Source organism: Streptomyces sp. NPDC048504 (genome assembly GCF_043200035.1).
Classification (GTDB): Bacteria; Actinomycetota; Actinomycetes; order Streptomycetales; family Streptomycetaceae; genus Streptomyces.
In genome coordinates, this window is sequence record NZ_JBICXA010000018.1 from 100,680 (window position 1) to 126,992 (window position 26,313).

At 68.4% G+C, this 26,313-nt stretch carries 20 protein-coding genes and 1 pseudogene; 7 read left to right on the top strand and 14 right to left on the bottom strand.

What is annotated here, in order from left to right:
- Positions 1-48: 48 nt before the first annotated feature.
- Positions 49-1,629: a DHA2 family efflux MFS transporter permease subunit gene (locus ACGFY9_RS36960; protein WP_393761642.1), complete on the top strand. Its 1,581-nt coding sequence runs from the start codon at positions 49-51 to the stop codon at positions 1,627-1,629.
- Positions 1,626-2,258, top strand: a complete 633-nt coding sequence (locus ACGFY9_RS36965) for a TetR/AcrR family transcriptional regulator (protein WP_393761644.1) — start codon at positions 1,626-1,628, stop codon at positions 2,256-2,258. The genes ACGFY9_RS36960 and ACGFY9_RS36965 overlap by 4 nt, the downstream gene beginning before the upstream one ends.
- Positions 2,259-2,277: 19 nt before the next feature.
- Here ACGFY9_RS36965 and ACGFY9_RS36970 read toward each other — a convergent pair whose 3' ends face one another.
- The 5 genes from ACGFY9_RS36970 to ACGFY9_RS36990 all read right to left on the bottom strand — a co-directional run bounded on the left by ACGFY9_RS36970 (position 2,278) and on the right by ACGFY9_RS36990 (position 11,027).
- Positions 2,278-4,692, bottom strand: a complete 2,415-nt coding sequence (locus ACGFY9_RS36970; RefSeq protein WP_393761645.1) for a galactose oxidase-like domain-containing protein — start codon at positions 4,690-4,692, stop codon at positions 2,278-2,280.
- On the bottom strand, positions 4,689-5,891 hold the full coding sequence (locus ACGFY9_RS36975) for a glycosyltransferase (protein ID WP_393761647.1): 1,203 nt from the start codon (positions 5,889-5,891) through the stop codon (positions 4,689-4,691). The genes ACGFY9_RS36970 and ACGFY9_RS36975 overlap by 4 nt, the downstream gene beginning before the upstream one ends.
- A complete protein-coding gene (locus ACGFY9_RS36980; protein ID WP_393761649.1) occupies positions 5,891-7,537 on the bottom strand; it encodes an ArnT family glycosyltransferase in 1,647 nt (548 codons plus the stop codon). The genes ACGFY9_RS36975 and ACGFY9_RS36980 overlap by 1 nt, the downstream gene beginning before the upstream one ends.
- Positions 7,534-8,802 carry a glycosyltransferase gene (locus ACGFY9_RS36985; RefSeq protein WP_393761651.1) on the bottom strand — a complete coding sequence of 423 codons (1,269 nt, stop codon included), beginning with the start codon at positions 8,800-8,802 and terminating at the stop codon, positions 7,534-7,536. The genes ACGFY9_RS36980 and ACGFY9_RS36985 overlap by 4 nt, the downstream gene beginning before the upstream one ends.
- A 191-nt stretch (positions 8,803-8,993) precedes the next feature.
- Positions 8,994-11,027: a thioredoxin domain-containing protein gene (locus tag ACGFY9_RS36990; protein ID WP_393761653.1), complete on the bottom strand. Its 2,034-nt coding sequence runs from the start codon at positions 11,025-11,027 to the stop codon at positions 8,994-8,996.
- A 176-nt stretch (positions 11,028-11,203) separates the two neighbouring features.
- Here ACGFY9_RS36990 and ACGFY9_RS36995 point away from each other — a divergent pair, with 176 nt between their 5' ends.
- The gene (locus ACGFY9_RS36995) at positions 11,204-11,770 is read left to right on the top strand and encodes a Uma2 family endonuclease (protein WP_393761655.1); all 567 of its coding nucleotides are present in this window, start codon (positions 11,204-11,206) and stop codon (positions 11,768-11,770) included.
- A gap of 645 nt (positions 11,771-12,415) precedes the next feature.
- On the top strand, positions 12,416-15,619 hold the full coding sequence (locus tag ACGFY9_RS37000; protein WP_393761657.1) for a tetratricopeptide repeat protein: 3,204 nt from the start codon (positions 12,416-12,418) through the stop codon (positions 15,617-15,619).
- Positions 15,620-15,652: 33 nt separating this feature from the next.
- Here ACGFY9_RS37000 and ACGFY9_RS37005 read toward each other — a convergent pair whose 3' ends face one another.
- A complete protein-coding gene (locus ACGFY9_RS37005; protein WP_393761659.1) occupies positions 15,653-15,922 on the bottom strand; it encodes a hypothetical protein in 270 nt (89 codons plus the stop codon).
- Positions 15,915-16,775, bottom strand: coding sequence for a mycothiol conjugate amidase Mca (gene mca / locus ACGFY9_RS37010; protein WP_393761902.1), 861 nt, complete (start codon positions 16,773-16,775; stop codon positions 15,915-15,917). The genes ACGFY9_RS37005 and mca overlap by 8 nt, the downstream gene beginning before the upstream one ends.
- Positions 16,776-16,923: 148 nt before the next feature.
- On the opposite strand from mca, the gene ACGFY9_RS37015 reads away from it, so the two are divergent.
- Positions 16,924-17,322 carry a DUF4307 domain-containing protein gene (locus ACGFY9_RS37015; protein ID WP_393761661.1) on the top strand — a complete coding sequence of 133 codons (399 nt, stop codon included), beginning with the start codon at positions 16,924-16,926 and terminating at the stop codon, positions 17,320-17,322.
- Between the two features lie 168 nt (positions 17,323-17,490).
- Complete coding sequence (gene greA / locus ACGFY9_RS37020) at positions 17,491-17,991, top strand: transcription elongation factor GreA (protein WP_033285239.1); 501 nt, start codon at positions 17,491-17,493, stop codon at positions 17,989-17,991.
- A 100-nt stretch (positions 17,992-18,091) separates the two neighbouring features.
- Here greA and ACGFY9_RS37025 read toward each other — a convergent pair whose 3' ends face one another.
- From ACGFY9_RS37025 to ACGFY9_RS37050, 6 genes and pseudogenes are all read right to left on the bottom strand, one after another.
- Positions 18,092-18,829, bottom strand: coding sequence for an ABC transporter permease (locus ACGFY9_RS37025; protein WP_393761663.1), 738 nt, complete (start codon positions 18,827-18,829; stop codon positions 18,092-18,094).
- Entirely contained in the window at positions 18,823-20,826 is a 2,004-nt protein-coding gene (locus ACGFY9_RS37030; protein ID WP_393761665.1) for a recombinase family protein, read from the bottom strand. Before ACGFY9_RS37030 ends, ACGFY9_RS37025 begins: the two co-directional genes overlap by 7 nt.
- Before the next feature lie 273 nt (positions 20,827-21,099).
- On the bottom strand, positions 21,100-22,464 hold the full coding sequence (locus ACGFY9_RS37035; RefSeq protein WP_393761904.1) for a replication initiator: 1,365 nt from the start codon (positions 22,462-22,464) through the stop codon (positions 21,100-21,102).
- A 295-nt stretch (positions 22,465-22,759) separates the two neighbouring features.
- On the bottom strand, positions 22,760-22,957 hold the full coding sequence (locus ACGFY9_RS37040; protein WP_318021700.1) for a hypothetical protein: 198 nt from the start codon (positions 22,955-22,957) through the stop codon (positions 22,760-22,762).
- A gap of 8 nt (positions 22,958-22,965) precedes the next feature.
- Positions 22,966-24,266, bottom strand: a pseudogene (locus ACGFY9_RS37045) (FtsK/SpoIIIE domain-containing protein).
- The gene (locus ACGFY9_RS37050) at positions 24,266-24,616 is read right to left on the bottom strand and encodes a hypothetical protein (protein ID WP_393761667.1); all 351 of its coding nucleotides are present in this window, start codon (positions 24,614-24,616) and stop codon (positions 24,266-24,268) included. The pseudogene ACGFY9_RS37045 and the gene ACGFY9_RS37050 overlap by 1 nt, the downstream one beginning before the upstream one ends.
- Before the next feature lie 165 nt (positions 24,617-24,781).
- On the opposite strand from ACGFY9_RS37050, the gene ACGFY9_RS37055 reads away from it, so the two are divergent.
- Complete coding sequence (locus tag ACGFY9_RS37055) at positions 24,782-25,561, top strand: GntR family transcriptional regulator (protein WP_393761669.1); 780 nt, start codon at positions 24,782-24,784, stop codon at positions 25,559-25,561.
- 410 nt (positions 25,562-25,971) lie between these two features.
- On the opposite strand, the gene ACGFY9_RS37060 is transcribed toward ACGFY9_RS37055, so the two are convergent.
- Complete coding sequence (locus tag ACGFY9_RS37060) at positions 25,972-26,268, bottom strand: hypothetical protein (RefSeq protein WP_393761906.1); 297 nt, start codon at positions 26,266-26,268, stop codon at positions 25,972-25,974.
- Positions 26,269-26,313: the final 45 nt, after the last annotated feature.

The window sequence follows — 26,313 nt, forward strand, 5'->3', positions numbered from 1 at the left end:
GAAGATCCCGGTTGACATCAACCACCTTTTGAGAGCTACTCTCATTTTATGGCTACTGTCACTCAACCCCATGCCGTCCGGCGCGACCCGCGCCGCTGGTGGGCCCTCGGGGCCCTGGTCGCGAGCATGCTCACGCTCGGCTTCGACACGACGATCCTCAATGTCGCCCTGCCCACGATGGCCGGCGAACTCGGCGCCACCACCGGCCAGCAGCAGTGGATGGCGGACTCGTACGTCATCGTCTTCGCGGCGCTCATGCTCCCGGCGGGACTGCTCGGCGACCGCTTCGGACGGCGCCGCATGCTGATCGCGGGGCTCGGCATCTTCCTCGCCGGTTCCGTGGCGGGCGCCCTGGCCGGCGACGTCAACTGGGTCATCGCGGCCCGCACGGTGATGGGCGTCGGCGCGGCCCTGGTCACCCCGCTCGCCCTGTCCGTGCTGCCCTCCCTCTTCGGCCCCGACGAGCGCACCAAGGCCGTCGGCATCATCTCCGCGGCCTCGTCGCTCGGGCTGCCGCTCGGCCCGATCATCGGCGGCTGGCTGCTCAACCACTTCTGGTGGGGCTCGGTCTTCCTGGTCAACATCCCGATGGCCGCGATCGGCATAGCGGCCTGCGTCTTCCTCCTGCCCGAGACCAAGGACCCCGCCTCGCCCCGGGTCGACGCCCTCTCCACCGCGTTCACGGCGGCCGGCCTCGGCGCCCTCATCTACGCCATCATCGAGGCGCCCAGCCGCGGTTGGGGCGACCCGCTGATCGTGGGCATGCTCGTCGGAGCCGCGATCCTCATCGCCGCGCTCGTGCTGCGCGAGCGGCGCATGGAACGCCCCATGCTCGACATGACCCTGCTCCGCCACCGCGGCTTCCTGTTCAGCTCGATCGCGGCGACCCTGGTGATGTTCGTCCTGTCCGGCCTGCTGTTCGTGCTCCCGCAGTACCTCCAGGCGGTCCTCGGCCATGACGCGCTCGGCACCGGCGTCCGGCTGCTGCCCATGATGGGCGGCCTGATCATCGCGGCCCGGGCCGCACAGCCGCTCGTCAACAAGTTCGGCTCCCGTGCCGTGGTCTGCGCGGGCCTCGTGGTGCTGGCCTTCGCCGCCCTGCTCGGCAGCCGTACGACCGTCGACTCCGGCTACGGCTTCACCGCGCTGTGGCTGTCCATCACCGGGTTCGGCTTCGGCTTCTCGATCGTCCCCGCGATGGACGGCGCGCTGGGTGCCCTGCCCCGCGACCGGGCCGGCAGCGGCTCCGGGCTCCTCATGACCATGCGCCAGGTCGGCGCCGCGATCGGCATCGCCCTGCTGGGCAGCCTGCTCGCGAGCACCTTCCGCGACCGCCTCGACGTCACCAGCCTGCCCGCGAAGGCGGCCGACACGGCCGGCGAGTCCGTCGTAGCGGCGCACCTGGTGGCGCAGAAGGCAGGATCGGCAGACCTGGTGGCCTCCGCGAACAGCGCCTACGTCCACGGCATGGGCCTGGTCCTGCTGGTGTGCGGCGTCGCGGCCCTGGTCACCGCGCTGCTGTCGGCGGCGTTCCTGCCGAACACGCCGGCCGCGCCCTCCCAGCAGGAAGAGGCCGAGGAAGACCCGGCCACTGCCGTGGCCATCGCTCTGGCGGATGCCGGACAATGAACACCATGACGGCAACACCCTCCCCCTTCAGCCCCGCCGACCGCCCTCAACTGGGCCTCCGCGAGCGCAAGAAGATCAAGACCCGCGAGGCGATCCGCACCGCGACGTACGCACTGGTCAAGGAACAGGGGTACGACGCGACCACGATCGAGCAGATCGCCGAGCGCGCCGAGGTGTCGCCGTCGACCGTCTTCCGCTACTTCCCCACCAAGGAAGACATCGTCATCACGGACGAGTTCGACCCGGTCATCATGGAGGAGCTGCGGGCCCGCCCCGCCGACGAACCATGGATGGTCACCCTCAGGTACGTCATCCGCAAGGCCCTCCAGTTCGGCATCAAGGAGGACCAGGAGATCTCCCGCCTCCGCTCCCACCTCATGGTCCAGGTCCCGGCCGTGCGCTCACGGATGATGGAAAGCATGTCGGTCACCGGCAACATGCTCTGCCAGGCCATCGCGGAACGCACCGGCCGGGACCCGGAGAGCCTGGAGGTACGGGTCTACGCGATGTCCATCGTCGGCGGCCTGATGGAGACGTCCTTGTACTGGGCGGAGAGCGGCCACCAGGGGGAGCTCTCGGACCTGATGGAGCGGGCGATGGACGTACTGGAGCACGGGCTCACTGACTGAGCCCGCGCTCCAGCGACAACTACCCCTTCTTCTTTACGGTCTTCACGTCGCCCTTCCCGCAGGCCACCCCGTCCTTGTTCGGGTCGAGCCGCAGCGGGTCGTCCTTGCCGTTGACCTTCAGGCGGCCGTAGTCGTTCTGCTGGAGCCACGAACAGCGGGCCGCAGTAGTCGACTTGACCTCCGACGGGAACACGGTCGGGACGCAGACGTTGATCGTGCCGTAGTGGCGGTCGCAGCCGGAGATGGTCGTGCTGACCTTCTGCGAGGTGCGCTTCTTGCCGGGCTCGGTGACCTTGCCCGTCAGGGAGTCCGCGAAGGAGTGGACATGGGCGGAGGCGGTGTCCGTGGTGAGCGCCGAAGGGCCTTGCAGATGGACCCACTTGGCCACCGACGGGACCCCGTTGGCGTCGACCGCGAAGAGCATGTACCAGCCGGGCGGGGCCAGGTTGGGATTGCTCGTCACGTTCAGGTCGACCGTGTTGCCGTCCACCGAGAGCGGCAGATCCACGAATCGCTGGTTCGGGTCCGAGGAGTGCGTGACCGCGGCCGGGCGGATCAACTCGGCCTTGGCGATGGGCCGGTCGACGGTGATCGTCTGGGTGTCGCCGTACTCCCACTCGTTGTCGATGACCGAAGTGATCGTCGGCCGCGTGCCCTTGAGGAGGTACGGCGGGGTGTAGATCGACACGTTGTGGTTCCAGGTGCCGTTGCCCGGGTTGTCACCGGTCGACATCACCCGGCCGTCCGGCAGCAGGAACGAGGACGAGTGGTAGCCGCGGGCCTCGGGGTCCGCCGCCACCGGGTCGAACGTCGTCGTCGCCGGGTCGAAGATCGACGCCTCGTACACCGGGTTCGCCCGGTTGTGCAGCCCGCCGCCCGTCTCCAGCACCGTGCCGTCCGGCAGGACTACGGCGGACACGTACATCTTGCCCTGAGCGCCGGTCTCGGCCACCGGACCGTTCCCCAAGTCGACTGTCCCCTGCGGGATCTGGGGACCGACCGTGTACGTCGGGTTCGCGGCCTTGAGGTCGATGATGTCGGTCAGCCGGTTCGCGTCCGGGTTGGAGTCGATGTTGCCGCCGCCGATGGTGAGGACCTTCTGGTCCTGAGCCGGCGGCAGCAACACGCTTGCGGACTGGTCGCGTTGGTCCTTGTTCTGGAGCCCCGAGACCGACGTGATCGTGTTGGCGGAGTAGTCGTAGATCGCGCTGCCCGTCCCCGGGATGTTGTTCCCGAAGACATGGCTTCCCGTGTAGAAGAGCCGGCCGTCCTGCATCAGGACCATCGACGGGTACAGCCCCCAGTACGACCAGGTCTGGTTGACCTGCGACAACGGCAGCCACTTCTGCTGGGCGTCCGACCAGTACTCGGCGGTCACCGAACCCGTCGAGTCCTCGCGCAGCCCGCCGAAGGAGATGACGTCACCGTTGCCGAGCTCGGTCGCCGACGGGTACCAGTGACCGTCGTTGAGGTCGTTCGTCTTGCTGTACGTCTCGGTCACCGGGTCGAAGATGTACGAGTCCTTGTACCCCTCGTACCCGTGCCCGCCCGCGACCGGGAACGCCTTGTTGCCGCTCAGCACCAGCACCCGGCCGTCCTGCAGCTGGATGTGTCCCGAGCAGAACATGTCCTTCGGCGTCGGGATCACCTTGTACGTCCCGGCCACCGGGTCGTACACCGCGCTCGTGAACGTCCCCGCGTCGAACTGCTCCTCGCTGTTCCCGGACCCCGCGATCAGCAGCACCTTGCCGTTGTTGAGGACGACGGAGTGCATCGAGCGCACCGGGTTCTGGGTCGGCAGCACGTCCCAACGGCCGTTCGCGCACTCCTCGGCGGTCGCCGTACAGGTCGCGGGCGGAAGCGTGTCCGGGACCTGGTCCATCGTGTAGTCGTCGGTGGTCGCGGACCCGGTGCCGTAGACCGAGACACCCCACGTGATCCGGTCGGTACCGGCGGGCACTTCGGGTGTGCGGACCGTGGCCTGGGTCCAACTGCCCTGCATCTCCAGGGTCTTGAGGTCGGTCCAGTACTGCCACCCGGCCGTCGCGTCGTGCCGGAACAGCGTGATGTTCGCGTCCGGCGTCGTCGTCTTGTACCAGAGCCCGAGGTCGTACTGCTTGCCCGCAGTCACCACCGGCGCGCAGGTCGTCGACTCGGTGATCAGCGCCTTGCGGTCGCCGTCCACCCGCCGCGTCACGGTGACCTTCATGGCCTTCGAACCCGAGTGTGCGTCCGAAGTCGTGGAGAAATCGAAGTCGTTGTCGCCCCAGCCGGACTTCTCCCAGCAGTACGGCATCCCGTCACTGCCCGCCGTCTCGAAGCCCGGGTTGATGACCAGGTTCGCGGCCTCGGCGGACTGCGGCGAGGTGAGCAGCAGTCCGGCGGTCAGGGCGCCCACCCCGACGAAGGCGGTTCTTCTGCGGTACTTGTTCACACGGCTCTCCTCGGTGCTGTACGGCTCTCCTTGCGACTCCCTTTACGGCGCGGGAGGTAGACCAACGCCTCTGTGCCCACGAAGCGCAGGACGAACGTCATGACCAGCGCGAGCGCGGTCGCCGACACGGCGCCCATGCCGAACTTGTGGATGAACAGGGCGATCAGCGGGATCCGCAGCACCAGATCGGCGTTGGCGAGCAGCGCGAACCGGCCTGCCCGGTCCCACCAGTTGCGGTGCAGGCGCCGGTCGCGGAACAGGAGGTGCTCGATGAGATAGAAGTTCCAGGCCACGCCCAGCTGGTTGGCGAGGATCTCGGCCGGGACGTAGTGCATGCCCGTCTTGGTGAGCGCCCACAGGCCGACCAGGTTCGGGATGAAGCCCGTGGCGCCGATCAGGCCGAACACGATCATGCGCGCGACCGGCGAGGCGGTGCGCAGGCCGAGGAGGTGGCGGAGGAAGCGAAAGCCTTCCTGCGCCGTCGACTTGGACTCCCCCGCGAACCGGTCCTGGAAGACGAACGGCACCTCGGTCACCTGGCGCGGACGGCTGCGGACGGCGAGTTCGAGCAGGATCTTGTAGCCGAGCGGCTTGAGCGCCTCCGCCGTCACAACGCTGCGCCGGATCGCGAAGAAGCCGCTCATCGGGTCGCTGATACCGCGGAGTTTGCGCGGGAAGAGCGTCTTGGTCAGCCAGGTCGCCCCGCGCGACACGGCGATGCGGTATCCGCCGGCGAGGCCCTCGCGGCTGCCGCCCTTGATGTACCGGGAGGCGACGACGAGCCCGGCGTTCGCGCGCTCGCCGGTGCCGACCAACTCCGGTACCAGGGACGGCGGATGCTGCAGGTCGCCGTCCATGACGACGATCCAGTCGGACGTCGCCGCCTTGATCCCCTCGACGACCGCGCCGCCGAGCCCGCCGACCGGCTCCTCCCGGTGCAGCACGGTGACCGGGAACGGGCAGTCCTGCGCCGCCTCGGAGATCACCTCCGGGGTGTCGTCGGTGGAGTCGTCCACGAAGACGACCTCACAAGGCAGCCTGGTCGGCACGGATTCGGTGATGCGGTGCAGCAACTCCCGTACGTTCGCGGACTCGTTGAAGGTCGGTACGACGATGGTGACGGCGCCCGGCTCCGCGATCTCCGCGCCGCGTACGGCCGGATCGCCCAACTCCCCGGGGACCATGGACTCTTGGCTCATCACTGGGCTCCCACGGTCTCGGACTGGATCTGCCGGATCTCGATGCGGTCGTCGCCGGTGCCGAAGGTGGCGACCGGGGTGGAGTGCTCGATCGCCGCCTTGACGTTGGGCAGGTCGACCGCGTCGCGCCGTACCGTCGGGGAGGCCACGACGTAGTCGATGTCCTTCCAGCCGTGCGGCATCGTCTTGGTGACGGCCGGGTCGAGGTCGGCCTTGTAGAACCAGATGACCCCGAGCCCGGGCCGGTACCCGGCGTGCACCAGGTCCAGCCAGAGCGCGTCGTCGACGAGGACGCGGGTGTCCTTCGGGTCGGCGACCTCGGTGGACAGCCACTTGGAGGCGGCCCGGTAGGGGGCGTTGGCGTCGGTGGTCATGGCAGTGCGGTCGCCGTCGTACCACTTCGGTACGACATAGGCGCCGGCCGCGATCGCGAGGACCACGGCGAGCGTGTAGCGGCCCCCGGTGACGTACCGTTTCTCCCCCTCGCTCCGCCATCTGCGGAGTACCGCGTGGGTGACGGAGGCGGTGCCCCCGGCCAGCACGAGCGCGAGGAAGGGCAGCGCGCCGATGATGTACATCGCGGGCAGATAGCCGTTGGGCCGCATGGACACCAGGGCGAGGATCGCCACGGTCATGGCCGGTCCGGCGAGGGAGCGGGCGGTGACCGACCAGCGCCAGGTGAGCAGCAGGAGCAGCGCCCCGGCGAGGCCGCCCAGCGGCAGGACGCGGTCGTAGTACAGCCAGGAGTGGAGGACGCCGTAGGAGCCCGTGCCCTGGTCGAGGATGAAGCCCGATCCCGGTCTGGTCATCTGGTACTTGAGGCCGTCCCACAGGGAGACATGGCCGCTGCCCGGGAGCAACTCGCCCTTGAGCAGGGCGAAGAGAGGGTACGCGAAGCCGATCAGGACGCAGGCGGTGATGGCGCCGGTGAGCGCGAACTTCCTCGTGTCGCGGTGTCCGTGGCGCCACATGGTGAGCAGCAGCGCGGGCAGGATGACGAGCATCGTCTCCTTGGTGAGGACCGAAGCCGCGCCGGCCAGGCCCGCTCCAAAGTGGTGCCAGAGATGGCGACTTGGGGATGCGGCGAGGCAGAACGCGAGCAGCATCCACATCACGGCGATGTTGTCGAGGAAGATCTCCCGCTGGAGGATCACGGACAGCGGGGACAGCCCGAAGAGCACCATGGCGAGTCCGGCCGCCCAGCGCGGGAGCGAGAGCCGGCGGGCGAGGACGTAGACGAGGACCGCGCTGATCGCGCTGATGACCAGCATCGCGAGGCGCATGGTGCCGACGGTCATCGAGCCGGGGCTGAAGTGCGCGGGGATCCAGGTGAGCAGGGCGATCTGGATCCAGCCGAGCGGCGGGTGGTCGTACCAGTAGGTGTAGTGGGCCAGGCCGGTGCCCTGTTGGACGGCCCAGGCCTGAGCGAGGTAGGTGCCCTCGTCGTCGCTGAGGGTCGGGTAGTCGGCGATGTTCCAGCCCTGCACGACGAGGATCGCGACGAGGAGCAGGCCGCAGAGGAGGAGGTCGGAGCGGGAGGAACGGAGTCTGCCCGGGGGCTCTGTTCGACCCGCCGAACCGGTTTCAGGCGCAGGCTGCCGCTGCGCGGGGACCGTGGTGGTCACCGCGGGAAGTGTGGAAGTCACGCAGGAACGTCCTCTCGGATCACTGCGGTTTCGGTGAGGTGCGCGCCGACGTGGGAGGTCAACTCCCAGTCGTTACGGCCGCGTTGCTCACGCCACACTGCGCGAATCGCGGCTCCGGCGAGCAGCACCTGGTAGAAGGGGCCGCCCACGACGAGCTTGAGATAGTGGACGGCGCGGACGCGAAGTCCGTACTGCTTGCCGAAGTCGTGCAGGCCGACGACCTCGAACACGAAGGTGACGGCGGCGGTGACCAGTGGCAGGAAGGTGAGGAACGCGATGCCCACCGGCACGTCCAGGAAGAGCGCGACCGCGGCGTTGAGCGGGATGATGACCCCGGAGAAGGCCTGCAGGAACGGCGTCATCAGCGTGTAGCGGGCGAGCAACCGCTGCCCGAATCCCGGGAGTTGCTTCCAGTCCTTCTTGCGGTAGACCTGAAGGAAGCCCTGGTTCCAGCGAGTTCGCTGCTTCAGCAAGGACATCAGCGAGCCCGGAGTCTCCTCCCGGGTCACCATGTCGGAGTCGTAGGCGACGACGACCTTCTTGCCGACGCTGGACAGCCGGACGCCCAAGTCGCAGTCCTCGGCGAGGCAGTTGGGGTCCCAGCCGTCGGCCTCGCGCAGGACGTCGGTCCGCACGAAGACGGTGTTGCCGCCCAGCGGGATGAACCCCTTCTGCGCGTGCAGGTGCAGCCGGGACCGGAACCAGAAGAAGTACTCCAGGCAGTTGCGCAGGCTGTACCAGCTGGACTGGAAGTTGATGAGCTGGACGCCCCCTTGGACGACGTCCGCTCCCGTCGTCCGGAACGCGTGGTCGACGTGGGCGAGCAGCGCCGGATGGACCTGGTCCTCGGCGTCGAAGACCCCGACGACATCGCCGCGGCAGTGCGGCAGCGCCGTGTTCATGGCCTTCGGTTTGTTCTTCTTCTCGTGCGTGTCGACGACGACCCGTACGCGCGGGTCGCGCTCGGCGGCACTGTTGGCCACCGCCGTAGTCTCGGGGTCGTCGTGCCCCACGATCACGATGATCTCGAAGTCGGTGTGCGTGGATTCCAGCAGGCGCTGGATGGTGTGGTCGAGCACGGCCTGTTCGTGCCGGGCCGGCAGCAGCAGGGAGAACGAGACGTGCTCGTCCCCGTCCGGGCTGCTGAATCGGGTGGAGGCGAGCACTTCGGGCGTACGCCACGCGTGCATCTGCCACCACAGGGTGAAGGCGGCCATCCAGAACAGGGCCAGCGAAACGACAGCGATGAAGACAGACGTCAGCAACAGATCCCCCCAGGATCCCAATACCCCCGGCGCGACGGTGAGTTACATCCGTCGCGTCCCGGGGCCGAGACTATGGGCGGTCTGTGAAGCGGACAGGTGATTTCAGTGAAGAGCGTGTTTCATCACATTGAGTCTCGCCCGTGAGCATTTCTCGCACAGGTCACGTTTGGGACGGTTACGACCGTGACATTTCACCTGTTCAGCGCGGTGCGCAGCCGCTCGGGGTCGGTCGTCGGCGCGTCACAGGTGAAGTTACGGCAGACATACGCGGCCGGTCCACCATCGACCAGCGGCCGGTCGGCGAGCAACGGCAGTTCGTCACTCCCCGCCACCCCGAAGGCGACCACGGCCCCGGGCGCGGTCCCCAGAAGTGCCGTACGGCGCAGGGCTTTTGTGCCTTCGTCGGTGAGCGACGGCCCTACGACGGCCACCTCGCGCGGCCCGTCGAGGTAGGCCTCGGCGACGGCCAGCCCCCACCCGATGAACCGCGGCACGCGCGGCCCGAGCGCCTTCACGACCCCCAACGCCCGCTCCGCGGCGGTGCGATGGGGTTCGGCGCCGGTCTGCGCGGCATAACTCAGCAGGGCACCGGCAGCGGCGGTCCAGCCGGACGGGGTGGCGTTGTCGGTCGGATCCTGCGGCCGCCGGATCAGCTGCTCGGCATCGGAGGCGGTGTCGTAGAGCGCCCCGGACTCATCGACGAACCCGGCGAGAACGTGGTCGAGCAGGAACCCGGCGAACTCCAGCCACACCCCCTCCCCCGTGACCGAGGCCAGCGCGAGGAAGCCCTCCGCGACATCGGCGTAGTCCTCCAACACCCCGGCGTTCGCCCCGACTTGGCCGTCCTTGCTGGTGCGGGCCAGCTTGGCGTGCTCGTCCAGGTGCAGGCGTACGAGGAGATCGGCGGCGGAGACGGCGGCCTCGACCAGGTCGGGGCGGTCGAAGTAGGCGCCGGTCTCGGCGAGTGCGGCGATCGCGAGGCCGTTCCAGGCGGCGACCACCTTGTCGTCGCGGCCGGGGGCGGGACGCTGTGAACGGGCGTCCAGGAGACTGCTCTTGACCGACTCGATCTTCGCGGCGTCGAAGACCCCTTCGTCCTGCGGGAGTTGAAGGACGGACTGCCCTTCCTCGAAGGTGCCGTCCTCGGTCACGCCGAAGTAGTCGGCGGCGAGTCGGGCATCCGCCTCCCCGAGAACCTCGGTGAGCTGCGTGGGGGTCCAGACGTAGTAGGCACCTTCGACGTGCTTGCCGGTCCCGTCGTCACTGTCGGCGTCGAGGGCGGAGGCGAACCCGCCCTCGTCGGTGCGGAGTTCACGCACGATGAAGTCGGCGGTCTCGACGGCCACGCGCCGGGCCAGCTCCGAACCGGTACTCCGCCACAGGTGCGCATACACACGACACAGCAGGGCGTTGTCGTAGAGCATCTTCTCGAAGTGCGGGACGGTCCACTCGCGGTCGACGGAGTAGCGCGCGAAACCGCCCGCGAGCTGGTCGTAGATGCCGCCGCGCGCCATCCGCTCACAGGTGTCCCGCGCCATCTCCAGGGCGCCCTCGGAGCCGGTGCGGGCGTGGTGGCGCAGCAGGAACTCAAGTGCCATGGACGGCGGGAACTTGGGCGCGCCGCCGAATCCGCCGCGCTGCGGGTCGTACTCGCGGGTGAGCCCGAGGAGTGCGCCGGACAGCTCCTCCTCGCCGGGGGCCTCGGTGCTGCCGTAGTCGATCTCGCGCTGGGACAGATCCCGCGTGATCTTCCCGGCGACCTCGGCGACCTCGTCCCGCCGGTCGGTCCACGCACTGCGCACCCCCTCCAGCACCTGCCGGAAGGAGGGCATGCCGTGGCGGGGCGCGGGCGGGAAGTACGTCCCGAAGTAGAAGGGCTCGGCGTCCGGCGTGAGAAACACGGTCATGGGCCAGCCGCCCTGCCCGGTGGCCGCCTGCACGGCCTCCATGTAGACGGCGTCGACGTCGGGCCGTTCCTCGCGGTCGACCTTGATGCTGACGAAGTGCTCGTTCAGATAGTCGGCGGTCGGCTGGTCCTCGAAGGACTCATGTGCCATGACGTGGCACCAGTGACAGCTGCTGTACCCGACGCTGAGCAGCACCGGCCGACCGGTCCTCCGAGCCTCACCGAAGGCCTCGGCCGACCAGGGCCACCAGTCGACGGGGTTGTCGGCGTGCTGAAGCAGATACGGGGATGTCTCATGGGCCAGTCGGTTCACGACCATCACCCTCTCACGTCGCTCCCCGGCGGCCCGGCGGCCCGCGCCTGAAGGGCGACCGATCCCACGGCGGGCTCCGGCCCCCACACCTCTCATCTGCAGTCGGGCGCCCTGGCGGCACAGGACAGTACGCTGAGCCGAGCAGCACCGGAACTGTCGAGCATCCTCGAAGGAGGTACGCCATGACCGCCGAGATGGTCGCGCCCGCCTGGATGCACCTGCAGATCAGCGCGGAGCAGTACGACTCCTGGTCCGAGGAGCAGTGCGCCGGCATCGAGATCGTGGACGGGATGGTCGTGGTGAGCCCGAGCGCGTCCAAGCGGCACAACCGGCTGGCCCGAATCCTGGCCAATGCCCTGGACGCGGCCGCAGGCCCGGACTGGAACGCCGACACGGACTTCGACGTGCGCCTGCAGGACGTTCCGCTCACCAACCGGCGTCCGGACGTCGCCGTCTACCAGGCAGAAACCATCGATCTCACGCCCACCCGCCCCGAACACGTACTCCTGGTCGTCGAGGTCGTGTCGCCCGGCTCGGAGACCACGGACCGGATCGTGAAGGTGGACCAGTACGCCAAAGCCAGCATCCCCTTCTACTGGCGGGTCGAACAGGCCGCCACCGGTGTCCCGATCGTCTACACGTACGTTCTCGACCCAGCCACCAAGACGTATCGGGACGGCGAGATGTTCACTGGCGTGATCAAGGCTGCTGCGCCCTTCGCCGTCACCGTGGACTTGGGAACCATCTGACAGCCGGAAGATTTTTTCTTCGTGACTGAGCACAGCCGACCCAGCAGCCTGGGATCGCCTGCTGCGCGCAGCACGAGCGAAGAGTTCCCCTCCGCCGCAGGAAGAATCGCGTCACATCTCGGTAGGTGCGGTCCGGATTCCGATCTGCCCAGTGGCTGACGCCCGGCCCCTGAATCTGGGCGTACACCGAACGAGTCGTCTGGAGGGCGCCCCGCCCCTCCCGGCCTATCAGGAGCGTGACGCGGACGGGGCAGTCGCGGCTCAATTGGCAGAAGCCAGAGAGAGCGGCGGTTTCGTCCTGACGTACAGGTCCTCGCCGTGGTCGTTACGGCCGTCGACTTCCTGCACGATGTGCCCGTGCCGCTCCAGCAGCGCACGCACCTCATTAACGGCCATACGTCCAACGCGCCCGCTCTCAGGCACCTTTGGCATTCCACTCCCCCGTTGATCCGAGGGCAAGGTCAGAACAACGAGCGAGGCGCAAACAGCGTCGGAGGATCAAGAGAGGTCTGTTCGGCTTCCGGCTCGCTGAAAGCCGAACTGCCGCTCCCGTACCGCCAACGGGTGATCGTCGCCCCCTCGCGCGAACGCCTCTCCCGAAGGACACTCATAGGCCAGGAAGTTGCCGCCGGAGGGGGACGACACATGCGGGACGGCCATCGGACCGATGCCGAGCGGCTGTTGGCTCGGGCCGTGGAGGAGGAGGTGCGGCGCTCCGGCGGGCGCACGGACGCGCAGGTGCTGCTGGCGCGGTCCCGGGCCGCGCTGGACGCCATGGCGGAGACGGCGGCCGAGGAGTACGCGGCCTATACGGGGGCTCTCGACGAGGCGGCGGCCGGACAGCTCACCTTCGGGCAGCGGTATGCGAAGGAAGGCGGCCGAACTCCCTTGCTGGTGGCGGGTGTTGGCGCAGTCGCCGCCGTGGTGGCCGACCTCGCCCTCGGCACCGGGACCGGCACCGCGTTCGGCGCCGGGGTGACCGTCGGTGTCGTGGGCGCGGTCGCCACCGTCGTGAAGGTGACCGCCTCGCATCTGCCGGCCGCGCATCATCGCGCCGGTGCCGTGAGCCAGCCCGGTGGTCCGGAGCAGCTGCGGTTGCAGTGGCTGACGGCGCTGGAGGTGCGGGGCATCCGGCCGTTCCTGGACCAGCAGCGGGTGCTCGCCGCCTCGACCGGGCCGACGCGGAAGCCGGGGCCGCAGTTGCGCGGTGCGGACAAGAGTGCGGCGGCGCGGAGAAGGAGTGTGCTGGAGCAGTCTTTCGGTCAACTCCCGGATGCCGTGGGGGTGTTCGCCGGACGGCGGGCCGAGCTGGCCCGTATTCGGCAACTGGTGCAGGCGGGCCGCGCGAGTACGGAGACCCGGCCGACCGTGGTCGTCCTGCACGGTGCGCCGGGTTCGGGGCGGACCAGCCTCGCGGTGCGGGCCGCGCACGATCTGCGGGACCAGTTCCGCGGGGCCTGCGTGGTGGATCTGCGCGGCGACAGCCCCGGCGAACCCCCGCTACCCACCCGCGACGCCCTGCTGCATCTGCTGAACAGGCTCGGCGCACCCCGTGAGCAGCTGCTGTTCCGCGAGCGCTCCTCGCCCGACCAACAGGTCAAGCGGCTGGGCGAGTTGTACCACCAGCACCTGACCGGACTGCCGGTGACGATCGTCCTGGACGACGCCTCCGATGTCGCGCAGGTGACCACGCTGGTGCCCGAGCGTTCGGACAGCCTGGTCGTGGTCACCGCCCGCAAGCCCCTCGACCTGCCCGCCGAACTCGCCGCCTGGGTGCACCAGTTGCCGGTGGAGTCGCTGGACACGGCGGGTGCGGAGGAGCTGCTGGGCGCGGCGGTGCAGGACGGTTCGGAGCCGTACGACGCCGAATCCGACGAGCGGATCCGGGAGTTGTGCGGCGGACTGCCGCTGGCGCTGCGGATCGCCGGCTCGTCCCTCGGCCCGCGCTCACCGCGCCAACTGGCCACGGATCTGGGCGCGTACGGCCCGGTGGAACCGGTCGAGCGGGCGCTGTGGCTGCGCTACACCGACCAGTCGGACCAGGCCCGCAGGCTGCTGCGCCGACTGGCACTGGCCGGCCGGGCCTCGCTGGGCGCGGCGGCGGCTGCCGCCCTGCTGGCCACGGACGACACGGAGGCCACCCGTCAGCTGGAGGCCCTGTCCCGGGCGGGCCTCATCGACCACGTCCGCGGCACCCGCTACCGCCTGCACGACCTGGTCCGCGCCTTCGCCCAGGCCCGCCTCCTCGACGAGGAGGAACCCTCGGAACGTACGGCCGCGCAGGAGCGGTTGATCGTGAACTACGGCGAACTCGCCGACTCCGTACTGCGGTTGGTCGACGGCAACATGTCGACGCGCTCGGACCGGTTCGGCCCGCACGGCTTCACCTCGCTCGACGAGGCGCTGCGCTGGCTGGACGACGAGTCGAGCTTCATCACCTCGACGCTGCGGCACGCGGAGGGCGTCGACCAGGGCGCCGTACTGAATCTGCTGGGCGCGCTGTGCGACTACTGCCTGCTGCGCGGCGACCTCTACCGCCTGGGTGAGATCAGCGAACTGGCGCAAGCTGTCGACCAGGGCCTCCTTGTCCGCTCGGTGCAGTGGCGCACCGGCATCGCGGCCCGGCAGCTCGGCGAACTCGACAAGGCGCGCACCACACTCACCTCCGTCGTCGACCTCTACATGGAGGCCCATCACGACGCGGGCGCCGCACGCGCTCTGTGCTCGCTCGGCATCACCCTCCACCACCAGGGCAACCTCACCGAGGCGGCGGCGAAACTCCGCGAGGCCCTCGACCTGCAAGCTCCGCCGCAACTGGCCACGGACCGCGCCTGGACGATGCACGCCCTGGCCGCCGTAGAGCGGGATCGCGGCCGACTACCCGAAGCCATGCGGCTGTTGACCGAATCCCTCGTCCTGCACCGCGCCGGCGGATCCGTCCACGGCGAGGCCTGGGCACACTTCCAGCTCGGCCAACTCGGCCTGCGCATGGGCGACATCCCCCGCGCCGAGTCCGAACTCACCACAGCCCTCGGCCTCTACGGCCGTACCCAGGACGCCCGCGGCGAAGCCTGGGCTCTCACCCAGCTGGCCCGCGCCCGCCTGGTCGCAGGCGACCCGTCCCCCGCGATCGACGGCCTGCGCCAGGCCGCCACCCGGCACCGCGACAACGAGGACGCCCGCGGTGAGGCCTGGACGGTCTACTACCTCGGCCAGGCACTGGAGGAGACCGGCAACCTCGACCTCGCGGTGCGCGAGCTGGAGCGCTCCCGCACGATGTTCTCCCGCATGCGCGACGTCTACGGCCTCGCCTGCGCCCGGCACCACTCGGCCCGCGTCACCCGCGACCAGCGCGCGGCCCAGACGGGTTCGCTGCGCAACTCCGGGTTCGCCCGCCAGCTCCTGGTCGACGCCCGCGCCGACTTCCAGCGCATCGGCGTCGCCCACGGCGAGGCGTGGACCTGCCTGGAACTCGCGGTCGTCGACGCGGGCAACGCCCGTACCCAACAGGCACTGACGCTGTGCGACGAGGCCGTAGGCCTGTTCACCTCGTACGGCGACCACCGCGGCGAGGACTGGGCGCACTTCCTGCGCTCCACGCTGCTGCCGTACGCGGCCCCCGGCGGGGTCGAGGTCGGCACGGCGGTCGCCCAGGAGGAACTCGCCCAGCTGTCGCGCACCGGGCACCCGTACCGCGACGAGAAACTCCGCGACTACGTGGAGGCGTACCAGCTGCTGCTGGAGCGGGGCGTGAACCTGGAGGCGGGCTGGCAGGCGTGGCGGCTGGGCATGGTGCCGAGCCGGCATGCGCGGGAGGTGATGGGGGTGGCGGTGTCCGGCACCCCCTGAGCACCCCTCGTGCGGGCCGCCGGATCGGCCGCCTCAGCCCTGCTTGGCCTTGGGTTCGGCCGGGGCGGCCCCGGACTCGGCCTCCGACTCCGCGGTCGGCCCGGCCTTCGGGTCCGCGCCCTCCTTGAAGTCGACCTTGTTCATCTGCTTGCTCATGGACTTCATCAGGCCCCAGACGGCCAGGGCCATCACCGCGAACACGATGAAGCCGAGGACGCCGGGGGTGACCTTGTTCTCGTCGACCTCGGCGAGGGGGACCAGGTGCGTCATTGCCAGGGCTGCGCTTGCGCTCATGTCAGGCATTGTCGCGGATGCCCGCAAAGAGGTCGTCCTCGGGGAGGGAGGTGGCGACGAGAGACTTCGCGAGCTCGTACTCCTCGGTCGGCCAGACCTCCTTCTGGATCTCCATCGGGACCCGGAACCAGCCGCCGTCGGGGTCGATCTGCGTGGCGTGCGCGAGCAGCGCCTTGTCGCGGATCTCGAAGAACTCGGCGCAGGGAATGTGCGTGGTGAGCGTGCGCTCGGTGTGCCCCGACTCGTTCCAGCGCTTGAGCCACTCCTCGTACGGCGACTCCATGCCGCGCGCCAGCAGCGCGCTGTGCAGGGCCTCGGTCCGCTGACGGTTGAAGCCCTGGTTGTAGTACAGCTTCTGCGGCTGGTACGCCGGGCCGTACTCCGACTCCGGATACTTCCCGGTGTCCGTCGCGCCCTCGAACGCCACCATCGAGATCTTGTGGGTCATGATGTGGTCGGGGTGCGGGTAACCGCCGTTCTCGTCATAGGTGGTGATCACCTGCGGACGGAACGAACGGATCTGCTTCACCAACTCGCCGGCCGCCTTGTCGACGTCCTCCAGCGCGAAGCAGCCCTCGGGCAGCGGCGGCAGCGGGTCCCCCTCGGGCAGCCCCGAGTCGACGAAGCCGAGCCACTCCTGCTTGATGCCGAGGATCTCGCGGGCCTCGTCCATCTCCTTCTTGCGCACCTCGTGGATGTGCTCCTCGATGTACGTGTCGCCCTGGAGCTTCGGGTTGAGGATGGAGCCGCGCTCCCCGCCCGTGCAGGTCACGACCAGCACGTCCACCCCCTCGGACACGTACTTCGCCATGGTGGCCGCGCCCTTGCTCGACTCGTCGTCGGGGTGCGCGTGGACGGCCATCAGTCGCAGCTGGTCAGTCAAGACTCAATCCTCAGTAAGTCGGCGCCCCGGTGTCCTGGGGTGCGATCGGCGGCTTCTATAGTGACCGAATCCGGGGGCGAATAATTCCGGGGGCCCGCTTCTACGGCCCCTTGCCGAAAGGACGATCATGAGTACGGCGAGTGCGCGACTGCCCGAGGGCCGTTACGGCCGCTCGTCGGACGAGCGCGCCGACCACAAGCTCAAGGTCGCCGGTGCCGTCCTCGCGGCGGGCCTGCTCGCCCTCGTCGGGTACTTCGCCTACCACTATGTCGTCGAGGCCAAGATCAGCGCCGAGGTGATCACCTTCCAGGCCTCGGGCAACGAGGTCAAGGTGCATCTGGAGGTCCACAAGGACTCCGGGACCACCGGCTACTGCACTCTGCGCTCCCAGGCCGCCGACCAGTCCGAGGTGGGCCGGGCCGACTTCCACTTCGGCGGCTCCGCGACCCGCATCGACAAGGTCGTCACCCTGCGCACCACGGCCAGGGGCACCACGGCCGAGCTGCTGGGCTGCCACTCCGACTGACGTCACCCTCGTTACGTAGGCGCTGACCAGCGTTGACGTATGTCTGACGGCTTATGTCCTCCCCCTGACGCCATTGAATTGTTAGGCTCGTGGTTTCGCCCTTCCATGAAGGAACATTCTTCTGGGTAGGGCGATGCTTTGTATTCCCAGTACCTACGAGGAGCACCTGTGACCCAGACCAGCGAAGACGTCACCTGGCTCACGCAGGAGGCGTACACCAAGCTCAAGGACGAGCTGGAGTACCTGTCTGGTCCCGCGCGCGCCGAGATCACCGTGAAGATCGCGGCCGCTCGCGAGGAGGGCGACCTGCGCGAGAACGGCGGGTACCACGCGGCCAAGGAGGAGCAGGGCAAGCAGGAGCTCCGCATCCGCCAGCTGACCCAGCTTCTGGAGAAGGCCAAGGTCGGCGAGGCTCCGGCGTCGTCGGACGGCGCGGTCGCGCCCGGCATGGTCGTCACGATCGCCTTCGACGGCGACGAGAGCGACACCACGACCTTCCTGCTCGCCTCGCGCGAGTACGCGAGCGCCGACATCGAGACCTACTCGCCGCAGTCCCCGCTGGGCTCCGGCGTGCTCGGCCACAAGGTCGGCGAGGAGGCGCAGTACGAGCTGCCCAACGGCAAGAAGGCCTCGGTGACGATCCTCAAGGCCGAGCCGTACAACGGCTGACCCTCAGGACCCCCGCCCTTCGGCGGGCCCCCGGCGACCTTGCGGCGCCGGGGGCCCGCCGTGCTCGGGAACTGCCCCGAGAAGCGGTCCGCGTCCCGTCTCAAGCCGTCGCCGAGCGGTACTTCCGCACCGCCAGCGTCCGGAATATGAGGATGATCAGCAGCGAGTAGATCAGTGAGGCCCACACCGGGTGCACCATGGGCCAGGCGTCCGAAGCCGACTGTCCCGGGTTGGCGAAGAGCACCCGGCAGGCCTGCACGGTGGCGCTGAACGGGTTCCACTCGGCGATGTGGCGCAGCCACGGGGTCATGTGACTGGTGTCCACGAAGGCGTTCGAGATGAACGTCACCGGGAAGAGCCAGATCAGTCCGCCGGAGGTGGCCGCCTCAGGCGTACGGACACTGAGCCCGATCAGGGCGCCGATCCAGGTGAACGCGTACCCGAGCAGAAGCAGCAGCCCGAAGGCACCGATCACCTTGCCGGCGTTGGTGCCCCCGTCCGACCCGACCCGCCAGCCGACCAGCAGGGCGACTATCGCGAGGACCAGCAGCGTCAGCGCGGTCTGCACGAGGTCCGCGAGCGTCCGCCCGGTCAGCACCGCGCCGCGCGCCATGGGCAGCGAGCGGAACCGGTCGATGAGGCCCTTGTGCATGTCGTCGGCGATGCCCGCCCCGGAACTGGCGGTGGCGAACGTGACGGTCTGCGCGAAGATGCCGGCCATCAGGAAGTTCTTGTAGTCGGTGGCGCTGGTGCTGCCGCCGATCTGCATGGAACCGCCGAAGACGTAGGTGAACAGCACCACGAACATGATCGGCTGGATCAGGCCGAAGATCACCATCTCCGGGAAGACTGTGCGTGGGTGTGGTTCTGCTTGCAGCAGCCCTCTTCACCGTCGCAGGCCTCCAGGGTTTCCAGTTCGAGCGCCGCGAACTTGGGATCAATGCTGCCTGTGACCTCCATGGGAGGCAGGATCAGAAGCGGCGGCACCGGGACTCCACCAGAGCCTTTGAGAGCGTCCATGACGGCCGCCCATGCGCCCGAGGTACGCCAGACCTCTGAACGACGCCGGACGGCACTCCAGGCGTTCCCTGAGACCTCCACCTCACTCCACGGGGCAGCGGTCCGCAGCTTCCACAAGATCGCCTCGAACACCTCACGCTTCGGTGTCCCCTTCTGCCGAGAGGCGGGAAGCATGGCATCAGCCGTCTCCCACTCCTCGTCGCTGATCTTGAGAGGCACGAGCGTGCGTGTCTCTCTGTGCCATTCAGTGAGGGGTTCGGCGATGCCCTTCCGGTGCTGCTGCCCCTTGCCGACCACCTGCACGCGGATGTCCAGCAGCTCAAGCAGGTCACGGCGCTGCACAGGAGTGAAGGAGTCCATCTCCGTCGCTTGCCCCTCCACCAGGGCAATGATCTCGTCGGCTCGCTGCTGCTGCTCTTCGGCGTCCCGAAGCCAACGAGCCACACGTTCGCGCTCGGTGGTCAGCTCCTCTTCCTTCGCCTGAAGAGCTTGCTTCACCTCTCTGATCGTCTCCTCGTCGATGCCGTCGCCGGCGCCCTCACCCAACTCGTCTTCAAAGAGCTGGGTGAGCTTTTGGAGGAGCTGCCCCTTACGGCTGGCCCTCTTCTTCTCGATCTGCGCGTCCAACGCGGCGAGACGCTCCCGATAAGTCTCAGCGCGGGCCGGGATCGCCCCCAACCACCTGGCAGCGAGCGCCCTGAACTTGTCCACGTCCGAGAGCAGAGCCTCGATCTCGGCCCAGACGGCCTTTTCCACATCGGGTGCGGGGAGTTCGGCGCACTCGCAGTTCAGACCCAGCCGCTTGCCCATGCAGCGGTAGTAGCAGATGGGAGATTCAGTGGCCTTTGCTCCCGTGTAGTAGCCGCCGCACAACGCGTACAGCCGCCCCGTGAACAGGTAGTGATTCAGGTTCTTCTTCTTGAACGAACGCCTGTTGAGAGCCTTGCGCAGAGCTTCCACGCGCTTCGGATCGCCGATCGGACGGGGAACCTCGATCCGGAAGACCTCGAAGGTCTCCTCTTCGTCGTCCTCGGCCGTGCGCTCAATGCGGAACTCCACATATCCGTCAAGCGCAGTGGAGTTGAGCCGCCCGGCCAAGTTCGCCCCGGTCCAAGGCAGGCCCTTACGGGTGCGGATACCAAGGGTGTTCAGGTGCTCGGCAGCCTCATCCCGTGAGTAGCCAAGATCTACGAGCAGGTTCGTGGCGATGTTGATCACGCGCACCTCGTCCTCGCAGAGAACGGGAGTCGCCTTCCTACCCTTGCCGCTGAGAATCACCCCGTACGGAGGCTGACCAAGAGGCCAACCACCGGCGGCCAACTTCTGATCCCGACCGCCCATGGTTCGCTCAAGGATCAGGGTGTGTTCCAGCTCCGCCATGTACGACAGCAGGCTCAGCATGATGCCGAAGAGTTCGTCGTCACTGTCCAGACGACCATCCGCCGTAGCAACCCTGATCTTGTGATGCTTGGTGGCGTTGAACACCCAAAGATGGATGTCCTCCATGGTGCGTCCGATGCGGTCCAACTTGCCGAAGACAACGAGGTCGATGAGACCCTTTTCAATTGCTTGGGTCATCTCGTCGAGATCAGGTCGCGAGTCGTTCTTCCCGGACTCTCCGCCGTCGACATAGACCTTGTGAATCTTGTACTTTCCAGGGCCGAGTTTGTAGTCCAGCCATGCCTTGCACTGTTTTTCCTGAGTGTCGAGGCCGTATCCCTCGACCTGCTTCGCGGTAGAAACGCGAAGGTAGACGGCTACGCGAAGCACTCCCCGAACAGTCCGGCGCCCGCGCATGACGGTACCCTTCCCCATGTCAGTCCCTTCGTGACTGGCAGGCCGGTCCAAGACTGGCCTGGTCCCAGGGGGTTGCCGCCCTCTGGGACCTCCATGTGATGTCCCGTCAGAATAGCTTCCCTACTTGCTAATCCGCAGGTCTTCGCTTGCAACTGCCGCCTTGGCTATTCCTGTTGGGTAGCCGACCGAACAAAAGATCAGCCAGACGCTGCTCTTCGCGATCTCCCCACTCAACAGCGCGCCAGCGAGACACCACTTCGCCAGGCTGCGGCTGCTTCTTCTTCGGGCAGCTCATTCGCACCGCCCCTGTTCGTTCACTGCTTCACGGGCGAACTCCCTGTTTCGGGAAAGGTCTTCTGCGATTCCCGCAGCGAATTGGGCGGCACCTGGGGTGTGACCGGAGCCGGCATAACGCCAGTTGGCCTCTGCGACCGTCCCCTCTCCTGGCTCCGCGCCGTCATTTCGGTGGGCGGCGCGGTCCGCGCGCAAGGCCGCGTAGGTGGTGGAGTAGGCGCGGGACTTGGTGAGGATGTGGCCCCGGTAGCCGAGGGTGTGAGCCCAGGCCCGGAGACGGAGGGGCGCGTATTCAGGGAGGCCGCCGAAGCGCCAGCAAGTGCGCATGAGGGTGCGGACATGTTCGTTGACGGGGGCAGACTCGATGCCATCCCAGGTGGTGACCCTATGGTCGATGCCGGCTCCGGTCTCGCTGGCACCCTTGGTGACGTACTTCGCCACGTAAGCAGCCACAGCGTCATCTTCGGGTCCGTCGTCGTTGGCCCCGAGCGGTCGGGCGTCGACCTGGACGCCCCAGCGCAGGGCCAGTTCACCCACGGCCCGGCTGTGGGACGTTCGGACCAGGACCCGCCGGGCGGAAGCACACACGGCGTCGATGAGGAGTTCCGGTGCGCCCCAGGCCGGAGGTTCGTCGTCGGGTCCGGCCGGACCGTCAAGGCGGACAACGGCATGTACGTGGACGGCCGCCCGCTTCTGGTACTCGGCGACCCGGGCGAAGGACAACCGGGCGTACTGCGAGAAGCGGGACTGCACCAGGCCGACCGACGAGGCCAAGCGCCGGCGGACGTCGATGACGAACCGGTCCCACAACTTGGAGGCGTGCGCGTGCCACAGGACGTGGCTGACGTAGTCGTAGCAGTCGGGGCACAGCGGTTGGCCGACAATCGGCGAGTCCTGGTCATGGATGTCGCCGCAGCCGACGGGACGGCTGTGTTCGCAGGTTCGGCCATCGCGGCGAGGGCGGCATTGGTCCCCGGCGCGGTGGACCGGGCCGAAAGACGGTGCGGTGAGGGTGATGAAGAGGCGGGGCCGGTTGCGAACTGTGGTGGGGACGTTCTTGCCACCGAGCAGGCCTGCGCGGACCAGATGGAAGGTGTCGCCGGCGTGGATACGGGAGCAGGTCGGACAGACGGTTGCGCGTCTGTTACGGCAGCGGACGAGGAGGCGTTCGCCGGGTTCGTCGCGGGTGTCGTAGTGGTGGAGGATCTCACCGGTCACCTCGTCCAGGGTGGTGGTGGAGCCGGACAGATGGATGGGGTGGGAACAGCCGCCGGTTGCGGTGATCTGCTCCAGCCAGCGCGGGAATTGGGGGTCTTGTGCGATGCGGAGTGCGTCACGGTCTGCTTCGGGGAGTTGGCGCAGGCGCGCCGCGCGGTCGAGGACGGCGCGCCTGTCTGCCGGGGTGTAATCCGGGGTGATGGTGGTGACCTTCCAGGGTTGGCCGCCGTAGCGGCACGGTTGATTGGTTGTGGCGCGCAGTCGGTCATGGGGATCACGTCCTTCTCGGTTGGTGGTGGGGGTGGGTCAGCGGATGGTTCCGGTGCCCCGGCAGACGCGGCAGCGGCGCAGTCGTCCGGTCCAGGTCCTGCGGGCTCCGTCGCCCTTGCAGAACGGGCATCTCACGCGAGACATGGGCATGGTGGTGGGTCCCTTCTGCTCAGGTGTGGGAGAAGCCGCTGATCATCCAGATCACGAGGCCATGGATGGTGAAGACCACGGGCGTTTGGCCGAGGTAGACGCCGAAGAGGCCGACGCAGACCGCTTCCCAGGCGCGCACGTCGCGGGAGCGGACGAGGAGGACGGTGATGATCCCGAAGATCACCGCGAACGTGAACGCCGTACCCTCGCTGATCACATCTCCGGTCACTTGACGTCTCCTTCCAACGCCGCAAGGGCGCGGCCGATGGCGGGCAGTTCGGGGGTCGTGCCGGAGTACTTCCGTGCCGTCGACACGGCCTCTTCCGTCGGGGTGAGGTGCGAGCGGGCTCGGCTCCAGCCGCCGTCAGGTCCGGTGCACACGGCCACGCCGCGTTCCTCCGCCGTGATCGTCTGTGCGACGGCGACAGCGTCTTTGTTGAGGTCACCGAGGGTCATTTCGGCGGTGCCGGGGTCGTTGACGCGGTGGCAGATCCGGCCGCCGAGTTGGGCGCGCAGGGCGGTGACGCCGGGGCCGAGGTCGGAGCCGACGCGTTGTCCGGCGACGACCAGGTGCAGACCGAGCGCAGCCCCGAGCTGCCCCAGCCGCAGCAGGAGCGTGGAGCACTGTTCCGCCTCCGCCTTGCTCTCACGGGTGCCGTCCGAGAGGTACAGTTCCGCGATCTCGTCGACGATCACGACCACGGGTACCGGGCGGAGCTTGTCGGGCAGCTCCCAGATCGAGCGCACGCCGGCCGCCCGGCACACGCCCATCCGGTCTTGCATGTCGACCACGAGCGCGGAGAGCACCGCGACCGCTTCGCGTCGGCAGGTTGCCAGTGCGGTCAACCGCCGCGTGAACAGGCCGAGTTCCATGCCGCCCTTGCAGTCGATGCCGACCAGGGCGACGGGCTGGGTCGCGAGTTGGGTGATGAGCCGGACCAGCAGGGTGGACTTGCCGGAGCGGGTGGCCCCGGTGATCAGCCAGTGCGGGACGAGGCGCAGGTTCATCACCCAGGCACCGCCGGACTCCAGTGCGCCGATGAGCGCGGACAGTAACTCGGCCGGGGCGGTGGCTAAGCCGGGCCGCTCCAGCGGATCACTGGCCATCGCGGTCAGCAGCACGAGACCGCGTTCCGGCGAGGTGACCCGCACCGCGTGGACTCTCCACGCGTGCACGAGTGCGTCGGCCGCCTTCATGTACGTCATCGGCGTCTGCCCCGCATGCAGCCGCACGGTCACGCTCAGCCCCATGCGGGTCGCCCGCGGGAACGAGAACCGAGGCGCTACAGGTCGTACCGGATCGCCCTTGACGATCAGGTGCCCGACCAGCGTGCGGGCGGGGAGCTTGGACACGGACAGGTCGTTGAGCAGGGCGACCCGGCGCCAGGTAAACAGCACCCGCCATACGGTGACCGGGTAGCCGACGAGTACCAGTGCCAGGCCGGGCGGTGCCGGCGCACCAGGTCGCCGACGTCCAGCAGCCAGGCCAGCACGGCCAGGGCGAAGGCGAGCAGGATCGGTCCCATCACGCGTCACCGCCCTTGGACTGCGCAGCCGGACTGCCGTGCACGGGCGTGATGGCATCCGCGCGGAAGCTCACACCGTGCCGATCGCCCATCGACCACATGAACGCGGTCAGCCCAGTGACGCGGACGATCTGTCCTTCCTGGATGCCCTTCGGTTCGCCGCTCACCGCGATCTCGATGACGGAGATACGGCGTCCGTCCTGGCGGACGGTGACGGCCACGGTGTAGACGGGGTTGCCGTCCCGGTCCTTCTTCACCTCCTGTGTCTCGAAGTTGCTGATCTTCGTTTCGGGCGCGATGGCGCACCGCAGTACGCCCAGTCGCGCCGTGTCCACGGGAATGGACTGCATGATCTTTGGCCTCCTTGGCCAGTCGGGACGCCTGACACATTCAGACGTCACTTGTCCTTACGAGTTACGACTATGAGGCCCTGTACGGCGAGAGCGCAAGTACTTATGCTGACGAGTGATGTCGCGCGTGCGACGTGACTATGACCTCGACCCGGAGATGCCGCCATGTCGGAGATCCAGCGCCCCGGAGCCCTCTACCAGCAGGTGGCCGCCGCCATCCGCGAAGCCATCCTGTCCGGCGAGTTCACACCCGACTCGATGCTGCCGTCCGAGGCCCAGCTCATGACCCGCTACGGGGTCTCCCGCCCCACCGTCCGCAACGCCATTGCGGCGCTGCGCGCGGAAGGCCTGATCGATGTCCGGCACGGCAAGGGCAGTTTCGTCCGCTCCGATGGTCAGCCCGCGCTCACCCTCGAACGCCGCATCAGCCACAGCAGCGAGGGCAAGTTCGTGATGCCCAACGGCGACACCTGGCAGGAGGCCGAACAGTCGCACACCTACCGGACCCACACGACGAAGGACACCGGCCGTCTCCTCCAACTCGGCGAGGAGGAAGCCTTGTTCGGCTGCGACCGGCTGCTTGCAGACCCTGACACCGGAACGCGTGCCATGCACCGGACGCTGATCCCGTTCGAGGTCGCCGAGGCCGTCCCGCTGCTCGGCAAGGAACCGTGCAAGCCCCCGGCAGCGATCTACTGGGTCCTCACCCAAGCCGGACACAAGCTCACCTGGACCGAGACGGTCCGCGCCCACATGCCGCTGCCCGACGAGCGCACCACGCTCCAACTGCCGGATGCGACGCCGATCCTGCATGTGACCCGCGTCGCGCACGGCGCCGATGAGCGCCCGCTGTTGCTCGAAGAGCTGCGCGTGGGGGCGGACCGTGCCGAACTCGCCTACCGGATCACCGCCGACAAACAGCCCACCCGACGCACCCGCCCCTGAGCAGCAACGGGCATCGGTCGAAACAGTCTTCACTTCCTCAAGGGCGCGCCTGCGGCGCGCCGGGGCGCCCGGCCACCCCGGCCGGGCGTGCGGCGTGGCCGCCGGTCCCGTCCGGTCGGCAAGCGCCCCGCACCACAGCACGCCCAAGGAGTCGACGCGTCGAACGGCCGCCGTAGGCCGGGGTGTTGGTGGCTGGGGGTCGCCGGCTGTCGAGACTTTAGGCAGCTCCCATGGGGCGAGCCTCGAAGAACAGGGGGCCGATCGGGCTAAACGCGGGCAGGCTCCAAGAGACTGCCCGATCCGCCGGCGAGCGTAAGGCCCCCTGTTCACTCGCCCCATGGCAGCTACCGCCCAAAGTCTCGACACCCGGCGACGTGCCCACGTACCGCGCCCACCAGCAAGACGGCGCGTCACCGCACACCGCCATCGCCGTCCGCGAGCGCCTCCAGAAGAGCGGCGAGCCGGTTCACCGCACCCGGCCAGCCCGCCACCCGCACCACACCGCGCCCCTCCTCATTGGTCGAGGCGACGGCCCGCAGTTCGGACAGCTCGAACCCGACACCGAGCAACGCCCGGTTCAACCGATCAGCGACCTCCCGAGCCTCACGCCACCCCTGCACATAGTCGACGCCTGTCACCCACAGACCGGAGTCCATGCCGTCGACGCCCAACCCGTCTCTCAGCCAGTCGTCACCCGCGCCAGTCACCGCGTCCACCTCAGCCCCTCTTGGTTGACGGTTCGTCAACTCGCT